The 10242-nt window shown below is 65.3% G+C and carries 10 protein-coding genes and 3 pseudogenes; 4 read left to right on the forward strand and 9 right to left on the reverse strand.

Features of this window, described 5'->3' with window-relative positions; genetic code table 11:
* Positions 1–25 precede the first annotated feature (25 nt).
* The 3 genes and pseudogenes from ACLP4W_RS31195 to ACLP4W_RS31205 form a co-directional block, all read right to left on the reverse strand.
* Positions 26–874, reverse strand: a pseudogene (locus tag ACLP4W_RS31195) (enoyl-CoA hydratase); the annotation flags it as partial.
* A gap of 7 nt (positions 875–881) precedes the next feature.
* Complete coding sequence (gene trxA, locus ACLP4W_RS31200) at positions 882–1232, reverse strand: thioredoxin (protein WP_442391616.1); 351 nt, start codon at positions 1230–1232, stop codon at positions 882–884.
* Between the two features lie 104 nt (positions 1233–1336).
* Positions 1337–1506, reverse strand: a pseudogene (locus ACLP4W_RS31205) (thioredoxin family protein); the annotation flags it as partial.
* Positions 1507–1694: 188 nt separating this feature from the next.
* Here ACLP4W_RS31205 and ACLP4W_RS31210 point away from each other — a divergent pair.
* The 3 genes from ACLP4W_RS31210 to ACLP4W_RS31220 all read left to right on the forward strand — a co-directional run bounded on the left by ACLP4W_RS31210 (position 1695) and on the right by ACLP4W_RS31220 (position 5247).
* Complete coding sequence (locus ACLP4W_RS31210; protein WP_442391618.1) at positions 1695–3536, forward strand: acyl-CoA dehydrogenase; 1842 nt, start codon at positions 1695–1697, stop codon at positions 3534–3536.
* 78 nt (positions 3537–3614) lie between these two features.
* Positions 3615–4409, forward strand: a complete 795-nt coding sequence (locus ACLP4W_RS31215; protein WP_442391620.1) for a DUF5666 domain-containing protein — start codon at positions 3615–3617, stop codon at positions 4407–4409.
* Positions 4410–4503: 94 nt separating this feature from the next.
* Positions 4504–5247, forward strand: a complete 744-nt coding sequence (locus ACLP4W_RS31220) for a DUF5666 domain-containing protein (protein ID WP_442391631.1) — start codon at positions 4504–4506, stop codon at positions 5245–5247.
* Between the two features lie 20 nt (positions 5248–5267).
* Here ACLP4W_RS31220 and ACLP4W_RS31225 read toward each other — a convergent pair whose 3' ends face one another.
* The 6 genes and pseudogenes from ACLP4W_RS31225 to ACLP4W_RS31250 all read right to left on the reverse strand — a co-directional run.
* Positions 5268–5615 carry a metal-sulfur cluster assembly factor gene (locus tag ACLP4W_RS31225; protein ID WP_442391622.1) on the reverse strand — a complete coding sequence of 116 codons (348 nt, stop codon included), beginning with the start codon at positions 5613–5615 and terminating at the stop codon, positions 5268–5270.
* On the reverse strand, positions 5590–6078 hold the full coding sequence (gene sufU, locus ACLP4W_RS31230; protein ID WP_442391633.1) for a Fe-S cluster assembly sulfur transfer protein SufU: 489 nt from the start codon (positions 6076–6078) through the stop codon (positions 5590–5592). The genes ACLP4W_RS31225 and sufU overlap by 26 nt, the downstream gene beginning before the upstream one ends.
* Positions 6075–7337: a cysteine desulfurase gene (locus ACLP4W_RS31235; protein WP_442391624.1), complete on the reverse strand. Its 1263-nt coding sequence runs from the start codon at positions 7335–7337 to the stop codon at positions 6075–6077. The genes sufU and ACLP4W_RS31235 overlap by 4 nt, the downstream gene beginning before the upstream one ends.
* A 4-nt stretch (positions 7338–7341) precedes the next feature.
* Entirely contained in the window at positions 7342–8133 is a 792-nt protein-coding gene (gene sufC, locus ACLP4W_RS31240; RefSeq protein WP_442391626.1) for a Fe-S cluster assembly ATPase SufC, read from the reverse strand.
* Positions 8130–9308 (reverse strand): Fe-S cluster assembly protein SufD, encoded by a 1179-nt coding sequence (gene sufD, locus ACLP4W_RS31245; protein WP_442391628.1) that lies wholly within the window; start codon positions 9306–9308, stop codon positions 8130–8132. Before sufD ends, sufC begins: the two co-directional genes overlap by 4 nt.
* A pseudogene (locus tag ACLP4W_RS31250) lies at positions 9305–9985 on the reverse strand (SufD family Fe-S cluster assembly protein); the annotation flags it as partial. The pseudogene ACLP4W_RS31250 and the gene sufD, both read right to left, overlap by 4 nt.
* On the opposite strand from ACLP4W_RS31250, the gene ACLP4W_RS31255 reads away from it, so the two are divergent.
* Positions 9957–10242 (forward strand): response regulator (locus ACLP4W_RS31255; protein WP_442391629.1); only part of this gene is annotated, 286 nt, incomplete at its 3' end. The pseudogene ACLP4W_RS31250 and the gene ACLP4W_RS31255 overlap by 29 nt on opposite strands.

The following is a 10242-nucleotide window of genomic DNA, read 5'->3' on the forward strand; positions in this document are numbered from 1 at the left end:
CACATTCGCTCTCCTAGCCTGCGAGTTATTTGTCGTCGGTGAACACTGCCGGTCGGCGTTCTGCGCGCGCGGCAACCGCTTCTTCGAAGTTGGCGGTGAGCAGGCGAACGAAAAGCTGTCCCAAGCCCTCGGCTTGCATGTGCCCTTCCAGGCTACCGGCGTCCAGTCCACTCCACAGTGTGCGTTTGGTCAACTCGATTCCCGGCCGCGAGAAGGCCGCTATCCGTGCGGCGATCGCGTAGCAGGTGTCCAGCAGCTGGCCTTCGGGCACCTGACACGACACCAGCCCGATGCGCTCGGCCTCCTCGGCGGTGACGTCGCGACCGGTCAGCATGATCTCGAACGCGCGCGACGACCCGATGGCCCTGGGCAACAGGTAGCTCAGCCCCAGTTCGCTGGCGGTCAGCCCGTTGTTGATGCCTGCGGCCCGGAAGTAGGCGCTGGTGGAGGCCACTCGGATGTCGGCGGCCAGCGCCAGACACAGTCCGCCGCCGATGGCCGGGCCGTTGACCGCGGCGATCACCGGTTGGTGTAACCGCCGCAGCATCAAGATGACGTCGTCGAGAAGTTCCATGGAGCGCAGCGCGTAGGTCGGGCGGGTCAGGCCGTCGACGTTGGGCACCGCGCCCGCGGACTTGTGATCGGCGCCCGAGGAGAACCCTCGACCCGCCCCGGTCAGCACGACCACGCGCACGGCGTTGTCGTAGGTCACCTTCTCGAGGGCCTCTTTGAGCGGGATCATGACGTCGAACGCCATGGAGTTCATCCGCTCGGGCCGGTTGAGGGTTATCAGCGCGACCCCGGGCCGCGGTTGCTCTACCAGTACCAAACTCACCCGTGCACGGTAGCGCGCGGCTACTTGCGATGCCGCGCGCGGCGCGTCAGGCCTGTTCGGCCTGGGCGGCGTCCACGTCGAAGGCCTTGATCTGCTGGACCAGGTCCTCCAGGGCCGCCGGCGGCAGGGCTCCGGCCTGGTTGAACAGCAGTTTCCCCTTCTTGAAGGCCATCAGCGTGGGGATGGACCGGATCTGGGCGGCCGCTGCCAGCTGTTGTTCGGCCTCGGTGTCGACTTTGGCGTACACGATGTCGGCGTGTTTCTCCGACGATGCGTGGAAAGTCGGTGCGAACTGGCGGCATGGTCCACACCAGGACGCCCAAAAGTCGACGAGGACGATGTCGTTGCCCTCGATGGTTTCGTTGAACTGCTCAGCTGAGAGGTCGCGTGTTGTCACAATCGCCCTAACGCGCCGAACTGGCCCCTTGTTCCTGCGTTGTTCCCGCGGGTTCGATGCGGCGCAGACTAGGCCCCGCAGCTGCCCGCACCGGATCGTCCGCTGGTTTCGAAGTTGACCTTGCCGTGGACGATGTCGGGGTGTTTCTCCGACGACGCCTGGTAGGCGGGGTGAACACGTCACACGGTGCGCACAACGGTGCCCTGAAGTACACGAGCACGTTGTCGTTGCCGTAGCTGGCCTGCTGAAATGCGCGGTGGTGAGGTCTGGGTATCGCTGGATTTCGAACCTCAAGCGGCCGCGCCGCACGCACGTCGGCGATCCCGCCGGTCAGCAGGAACGGCGGCGCGGATTCGCCTATGGCACAAGACCGCCCGAGGTTACGGTTGCGTACGTTTTCCCACGTCGGACAGACTTAGGGCTGTTGACCCGCCGGTGAAGAGACCAGTAAGGGGACTAGCCTTGGGCCACTACATCGCCAACGTCCGTGATCTCGAGTTCAACCTCTTCGAAGTTCTTGATCTAGGCGCTGTCCTCGGCGCCGGACGCTACAGCGACCTCGACGAGGACACGGTACGAACGATATTGGCGGAAGCCGCTCGCCTGGCGGAAGGCCCGGTTGCCGAGTCCTTTGCCGTTGCCGACCGCAATCCCCCGGTATTCGACCCGGATGCCCACACCATCAGCGTGCCGACCGAGTTGGCCAAGACGGTGCAGGCGATCAAAGAAGCCGGGTGGTGGCGGCTGGGGCTGGCCGAAGAGATCGGTGGCATGCCCGCACCACCGCCGCTGGCATGGGGGGTCACCGAAATGATCTTCTGTGCCAACCCCTCTGCGAGCTTCTTCTGCCTGGGCCCTTTCATGGCGCAGGCGCTTTACGTCGAGGGCAACGAGGAGCAGCGGCAGTGGGCCGCAATGGGTGTGGAGCGCGGTTGGCAGGCCACCATGGTGCTCACCGAACCCGACGCGGGATCCGACGTCGGCGCGGGACGCACCAAGGCCGTCGAACAACCCGACGGCACCTGGCACATCGAGGGCGTCAAGCGGTTCATCTCCGGTGCAGACGTGGGCAACACCGCCGAGAACATCTTCCACCTGGTGCTGGCCCGGCCCGAGGGCGCCGGTCCGGGTACCAAAGGGTTGAGCCTGTTCTATGTTCCCAACTATCTTTTCGACCCCGACACCTTCGAACTCGGTTCCCGCAATGGGGTTTTCGTCACCGGCGTGGAGCACAAGATGGGTATCAAGTCCTCGCCGACATGCGAAATGACCTTCGGCGCCACCGATGTGCCCGCCGTCGGCTATCTGGTCGGCGACGTGCACAACGGGATCGCGCAGATGTTCACCGTGATCGAGCACGCCCGCATGACGATCGGCGTCAAGGCTGCCGGCACCCTGTCCACGGGCTACCTGAACGCGCTGGCCTACGCCAAGGAGCGGGTGCAGGGTGCGGACCTCACCCAAATGACCGACAAGGCGGCACCGCGGGTCACGATCATGCACCACCCCGATGTGCGCCGCAGCCTGATGACCCAGAAGGCCTACGCCGAGGGCCTCCGGGCGCTCTACATGTACGCCGCCGCGCACCAGGACGACGATGTCGCACAACGGGTTTCGGGTGCAGATCATGATTTGGCGCACCGCGTCGACGACCTGCTGCTGCCCATCGTCAAAGGGGTGAGCTCGGAACGGGCCTACGAGATCCTGACCGAGTCGCTGCAGACGCTGGGTGGCTCGGGCTTCCTGCAGGACTATCCGCTCGAGCAATACATCCGCGATTCCAAGATTGATTCCCTCTACGAGGGCACCACCGCCATTCAGGCGCTGGACTTCTTCTTCCGCAAGATCGTCCGCGACCACGGCCAGGCGCTGAAGTTTGTGACGGCCCAGATCAGTGACACCATCGATGCCTGTGATGAGGCACTGAAACCGCTGGCCGAGCTGCTGCAAACCGCGCTCGACGACGTCACGGCGATGACGGGCGCGCTGACCGGGTACCTGATGTCCGCCACGCAACACCCCACCGAGATCTACAAGGTGGGGCTCGGATCGGTGCGATACCTGCTCGCGGTCGGTGACTTGCTCATCGGCTGGCGGTTGCTGGTGCAAGCCGGTATCGCGCACGCCGCACTTGCCGACGCGCCGGAGACTAGCAACGCGAAGAACGACAAGGCGTTCTACCAGGGCAAGATCGCGACCGCGGCGTTCTTCGCCAGGAACATGCTGCCGAAGCTGATCGCGCAACGCAATGTCATCGAGTCCATCGATGACGACATCATGCGCGTTTCCGAAGCCGCGTTCTGACGGGCTACAACACATAAGTCACGCACAGGTTCAGCGGGTAAACCCGTTCGTTGAGCACAACTCACGAATGGAGAAACGTTGATATCCGCCAACTCCCACATGCCCCGGCTCGCCCGATTCGCGGTCCTCGCGGTCACCGGAGCCGCCGCGCTGTCCATCGCGGCGTGCGGCTCGTCGAACCAGTCAAGCCCCACGTCATCACCGAGTTCTTCGGCGAGCCCGACGGGGACCCCAAACACCACTACGTCGGCGCCGGCCAACGGCCAAGCGCATGTCAGCGGACTGATCGCGTCGGTGTCCGGCAACATGATTCAAGTCACCCAGGACACTGGCACCGCCACGGTGGACTTCACCGGATCGACCAAGGTCAGTGAGGTCACCGCGGCCTCGCTTACCGACGTCACCACGGGCAGCTGCGTCACCGTGCGGCCCTCCCACGAGGGATCCCAGGGCGGGCAACCCGTCACCGCGGCAAACGTGCGCGTCAGCCCGGCCGTCGACGGAAAATGCCCGCAGGCCAAGGAGTCTGTCCCGGGTTCGGGGCCAGGTTCCACGACACCGGCACCTTCACCCACCACGGCTCCAGCCAAGCGATCGGCGGTGCAAGGGGCGGTAACTTCCGTCGCGGGTAACACCATCAACGTGACGAGCACCGACACCAGCGGCAACACGTCGCAGACGGCCGTCGCGGTCAACGACAAGACCAGGTACACCAAGCAGGCGTCGGCCACCAGCCAAGCGATCACCGCGGGCAAGTGCATTGCGGCGCGGGGAACCACGGAAAATGGCGGCACGCTGCAGGCCACGACCGCCACCCTGCGACCGGCCAACGACGGTAAATGCGGGGGCCCGGGCAAGCAGCCGCACGGTTAGGGAGGGTGATCGCCGTCACTTAGCCCGGCCGCGTTGGTGAAAACGGCGCTCCAGTGGGTATTCGCTTAACGGCGTGCGCACGATCGGAGAAACGATTTCTATCCTCTCGGCCAAACCTCGACTGACTCAGCTCGCGCTGATCGCGGTCATCGCCGTCATCACAGTGTGCATCGCCATGTGCGGCCCCTCGCATAGCACGTCGAGCAACGGAAAGCCCACCGTGACGGCAATCCCGGCGAGCCCGGCACCGAGCGCGGCGCCTCCACCGGCAGCTGCGCCCCCCGCCGTGGGCAAGGACTACGTCGAGGGCCTGGTCGAGTCGGTATCGGACAACACGATCCGGCTCAGGACGCGGACCGGATCCGCGACGGTGAACTTCACACCGTCGACAAGGGTTGTCCAGGTCACCCCGGCCCAACTGGCCGACGTCACGCCCGGCAGTTGCGTCAACGTGCGCGCTACCCCGCAGAGCGCCCCCGCCGGTGGCGCGATCACTGCGCAATCCGTGACGATCACGCCGGCCATTGACGGCAGATGCCCGCCGCCGGCCGGCCTCTATGGCACGGTCACCTCGGTGTCGGGCACCACCATTGCCGTCAACGGCATCGGTGCCGGCGGTCAAACCACCCCTGTCAATGTGACCGTGGCCGGCACGACCTCCTACAGCAAGCAGTCGGTGACCAGCGCTCAGGCGATCGAGCACGGTGTGTGCATGGGAGCTCAGGGAACGGAAAACGGCGCCGTGCTGGAAGCGACGACGATCAGCCTTGAGGCGTGCCCGCCGATGGGGCGCCCGCGCCACCACCTGCACCTCCCCCGCCTGCCCTTCCACATGTAGCGGGGCGCCCGAAGCCGAATTCAGACAGTGAAGCCGAGGGCGCGCAGTTGTTCGCGCCCGTCCTCGGTGATCTTGTCCGGGCCCCAGGGCGGATTCCACACCCAGTTGATCCGCAGTTCGTCGACTAGGCCGCTGCCCACCAACGCGCTGCGCGACTGGTCTTCGATGACGTCGGTCAGCGGGCAGGCCGCCGACGTCAACGTCATGTCGATCAGGGCGACGGTTCCCTCGTCACCTTCTTCGACGTTCATGCCGTAGACCAATCCCAGATCGACGACGTTGATCCCCAGTTCGGGGTCGACGACGTCACGCATCGCCTCCTCGACGTCGGCAAGCAATTCGTCATCCGGTGCGGTGGTTTCGCTCATCCGTGACCTCCTCGAAGACATTACTGGCCTGGGCCAGCGCATCCTTAAAAGCCATCCATCCCAGCAACGCGCATTTCACCCGCGCCGGGTATTTGGCTACTCCGGCGAACGCGACTCCGTCACCCAGGACGTCCTCGTCACCCTCGACGTTGCCGCGCGAGGACACCATCTCGGTGAACGCGTTGATGGTCTTGAGCGCCTCGGGCAGGCTCTGACCGATCACCTGCTGGGTGAGCACCGAGGTCGACGCCTGGCTGATCGAACAGCCTTGCCCGTCGTAGGAGACGTCGGCGACGGTTTGGCCGTCGTCGGACAAGGTGACCCGCAGGGTGACCTCGTCGCCGCAGACCGGGTTGACATGAAAAACTTGCGCGCCGAACGGCTCCCGCAACCCCCGGTGCTGCGGATGCTTGTAGTGATCGAGGATCACGTCGTGATAGATCTGCTCGAGGCGCACGGTCAGGATCTCCCGAAGAAGTCCAGGGACCGTCGCACGCCGGCCACCAAACGCTCGACCTCTTCGGCGGTGTTGTACACCGCGAACGACGCCCGCGCGGTGGCCGCCAGGCCCAACCTGCGGTGCAGCGGCAGCGCGCAGTGGTGCCCGACGCGTACCGCGACACCGTCGTCGTCCAGCACCTGCCCGACGTCGTGGGCGTGCACGCCGTCGACGACGAACGACACTGGGGAGCCACGGTTTTCCATCGATGTCGGCCCGACGATGCGCACGCCGTCGATGCCGGAAAGGCCTTCGATGGCCGCGGCGACCAGCTCGCGTTCGTGGGCCTCGACGGCGTCCATGCCGATGGCGCTGAGATAGCGAACCGCCGCGGCCAATCCGACTACCTGGGACGTCATGGGCGTGCCGGCCTCGAACCGCTGCGGTGCCGGGGCGTAGGTGGTCGCGTCCATGGTCACCGTCTCGATCATCGACCCACCGGTGAGGAACGGCGGCATCTGGGCCAGTAGCTCATGACGGGCGTATAGCACACCGATCCCGTTGGGGCCCAGCATTTTATGTCCGGAGAAGGCCGCGAAATCGACGTCGAGGGCGTGCAGGTCGACCGGCTGGTGCGGCACCGACTGGCAGGCATCCAGCACGGTCAGCGCACCGACCGCCTTGGCGCGCGATACCAGGTCGGCCACCGGCGCCACCGTACCCGTCACGTTGGAATGATGGCTGAAGGCAACGATTTTGACGCGCTCGTCGAGCTTCAGGGAGTCCAGGTCGATGCACCCGTGATCGGTGACGCCGTACCAGCGCAGTGTGGCCCCGGTGCGACGGGCCAGCTCCTGCCACGGGACCAGGTTGGCGTGGTGTTCGAGCTCGGTGGTGACGATGACGTCGCCGGGTCCGACGGCGCGCCCGAAACGCTGGTCGCCCAGCACATATGACGCCAAGTTGAGCGCCTCGGTGGCGTTCTTGGTGAAGACCAGCTCGTCGGTGTCGGCGCCGACGAACGCCGCGATGTCGGCGCGGCCCTGTTCGTAGGCGTCGGTGGCCTCTTCCATCAGCTGGTGCGCGCCACGATGCACCGCGCCATTGGACGTCATCAGAAACTCACGCTCGGCGTCGAGCACCTGCAACGGACGCTGCGACGTCGCGCCGGAGTCCAGGTACGCCAACTGATTTCCGCCTCGCATGACGCGCTTCAGAATGGGGAAGTCGGCACGAATCGCCGCGAGGTCCAGCACAGGGATGCGGCTTGCCGAGATGGTCATGAGGTCAGGCTCCTCCGGAGGGCATTGCCGCCGCTTCGGTGAAGCGTACGTAGCCGTTCTCCTCGAGTTTGTCGGCCAGCTCGGGACCACCGGATTCGATGATCCGGCCTCCGATGAACACGTGCACGAACTGCGGGCGGATGTAACGCAGGATGCGGGTGTAGTGGGTGATCAGCAGGATGCCGCCGTGCTCGGATTCGGCGTAGCGGTTGACGCCCTCGCTGACCACCCGCAACGCGTCGACGTCGAGGCCGGAGTCGGTCTCGTCGAGGATCGCAACCTTGGGCTTGAGCAACCCCAGCTGCAGGATTTCGTGGCGCTTCTTCTCACCGCCGGAAAAGCCTTCGTTGACACTGCGTTCGGCGAAGGACGGGTCGATGTCGAGGTCCGCCATGGCGGCCTTGACTTCTTTCACCCAAAGCCGCAGCTTCGGCGGCTCACCGCGGACCGCGGTCGCGGCGCTGCGCAGGAAGTTCGACATCGACACACCCTGCACCTCGACGGGGTACTGCATGGCCAAAAACAGTCCGGCGCGGGCACGCTCGTCGACGCTCATGTCCAACACGTTCTGGCCGTCCAGCGTGATGGATCCAGATGTCACCCGATATTTCGGATGGCCGGCGATGGCGTAGGACAGCGTGGACTTGCCCGAGCCGTTGGGGCCCATCAACGCATGTGTCTCACCGGATTTCACCGTCAGGTCGACGCCGTTGAGGATGGGGATCTCGCCCTCGCCTTCGGCGGCGTTGGGGTTCTCGACGCTGACGTGCAGGTCTTTGATTTCCAGAGTGGTCATGAAGCTGTCGCTCTCGATTCCGTGATTTCCAGTTCGTGTTCGATAGCTGCGGTCAGGCGTTCCCGTAGTTCTGACACAGCGATCTTGGAGATGATCTCGCCAAAGAAGCCACGCACCACCAGTCGGCGGGCCTGCTCTTCGGGGATGCCGCGGGAGCGCAGGTAGAACAGTTGCTCGTCGTCGAAACGTCCGGTGGCACTGGCGTGCCCGGCGCCGACGATTTCGCCGGTCTCGATCTCCAGGTTGGGCACCGAGTCGGCACGAGCCCCGTCGGTGAGCACCAGGTTGCGGTTCACCTCGAAGGTGTCGGTGCCGGTGGCTTCCGCGCGGATCAACACGTCACCGACCCACACGGTGTGCGCGTCGGGCCGCTGAGAAGCCGGATCTCCTTGCAGCGCACCCTTGTACAGCACGTTGGACGTGCAGTTGGGCTGCGCATGGTCGACCAGCAGCCGCGACTCGAGGTGCTGCCCGTCGTCGGCGAAGTACAGCCCCAGCAGTTCCGCATCCCCGCCCGGGGCGGCGAAGCGCACGTCGGCCGACATTCGCACCACCTCACCGCCCAGCGTGACGGTGACATGCCGCAGCACCGCGTCCTTGCCCAGCTTGGCATGGTGCGCGCTGACGTGAACCATGTCGTCGGCCCAGTCCGCGATCCACACGACGGTGAGCCGCGCGGCGTCCTCGACGATGAACTCGACGTTGTCGGCGTAGGTTCCGCTCCCCCGTTGGTCGACCACCACGACCGCCTCGCCGAGCTCTTCGACCCGGATCTGCAGATGCCCGTACGCGACCGCGCCCTCGCCCGGGCCCGTCACACTGATGTTGACCGGTTCGGCGATCCGCGTGTCACGTCCGACGGTCACCAGCGTCGCGGAGTTGAACGCCGAAAAGGCCTGCGCTGCAACACGATCGGTGGGGACGCCGCCCTGTCCCAGCCGCTCGTCGCCACGGCGCACGGTCTCGGTCTTAACGCCGGGCTGTTCGCTGACGGCGATCTGCGCCCTGCCGTTGGCCGGCGCTGAACCGTCGTGCAGTCCGCGCAGCCGGCGCAGCGGGGTGAACCGCCACATCTCGTCGCGCCCACCGGGAACCTCGAACGCATCCACGTCGAATGACGCGAACAGCTCCCCCTTGTTCAGTGCGGCAAGCGAAGACCCTTCAACAGCGGTCATCCGACCGCGCCCTCCATCTGCAACTCGATCAGCCGGTTGAGCTCCAGCGCGTACTCCATCGGCAGCTCCTTGGCGATCGGCTCGACGAAGCCGCGCACCACCATCGCCATCGCTTCGTCCTCGGTCAGCCCGCGGCTCATCAGGTAGAACAGCTGGTTCTCGCTGACCTTGGACACGGTGGCCTCGTGGCCCATCGTCACGTCGTCCTCGCGGATGTCGACGTACGGGTAGGTGTCGCTGCGGCTGATCGTATCGACCAGCAGCGCATCACATTTCACGCTGGAGCGTGACCCGTGTGCACCCTTGTTCACCTGCACCAGGCCGCGGTAGGAGGTGCGGCCGCCGCCGCGGGCCACCGACTTCGAGACGATGTTGCTTGACGTGTTCGGCGCGAGGTGCAGCATCTTGGCGCCGGTGTCCTGGTGCTGGTCTTCGCCGGCGAACGCCACCGACAACACCTCGCCCTTGGCGTACTCGCCGGTCATCCAGACCGCCGGGTACTTCATCGTCACCTTCGAGCCGATGTTGCCGTCGACCCACTCCATGGTGGCGCCGGCTTCGGCGCGGGCCCGCTTGGTGACCAGGTTGTAGACGTTGTTCGACCAGTTCTGGATGGTCGTATACCGAACGCGCGCATGCGGTTTCACGATGATCTCGACGACCGCCGAGTATACCGCGCCGCGTCCCAGTGCCGCGCTGGGTATCCTGCGCAATGTCAAAATCGACGCGGTCATCTCCGACGTCGTGATGCCCGAGATGGACGGCTACGATTTCTACCTCAAGGTCAAGGAAGATATGCCGCGGCTGCCGGTAATCCTCATGACCGCCTACTACTACGACAAGGATCACATCCTGAAGCGCTCGCGCCTGCGCGGCCTCGAAGGCGCGCTGTTCAAGAAGCCGGTAAATCCCGGCAAGCTGCGGGCGATGCTTC

Origin of the sequence: Mycobacterium sp. (assembly GCF_052145595.1) — a bacterium.
Taxonomy (GTDB): Bacteria; Actinomycetota; Actinomycetes; order Mycobacteriales; family Mycobacteriaceae; genus Mycobacterium.

Excerpts from the sequence above, each read along its gene's own strand:
- sufD (WP_442391628.1), bottom strand. The coding sequence starts at position 9,308 with ATGACCGCTGTTGAAGGGTCTTCGCTTGCCGCACTGAACAAGGGGGAG.
- ACLP4W_RS31225 (WP_442391622.1), bottom strand. The coding sequence starts at position 5,615 with ATGAGCGAAACCACCGCACCGGATGACGAATTGCTTGCCGACGTCGAG.
- sufC (WP_442391626.1), bottom strand. The coding sequence starts at position 8,133 with ATGACCACTCTGGAAATCAAAGACCTGCACGTCAGCGTCGAGAACCCC.
- ACLP4W_RS31235 (WP_442391624.1), bottom strand. The coding sequence starts at position 7,337 with ATGACCATCTCGGCAAGCCGCATCCCTGTGCTGGACCTCGCGGCGATT.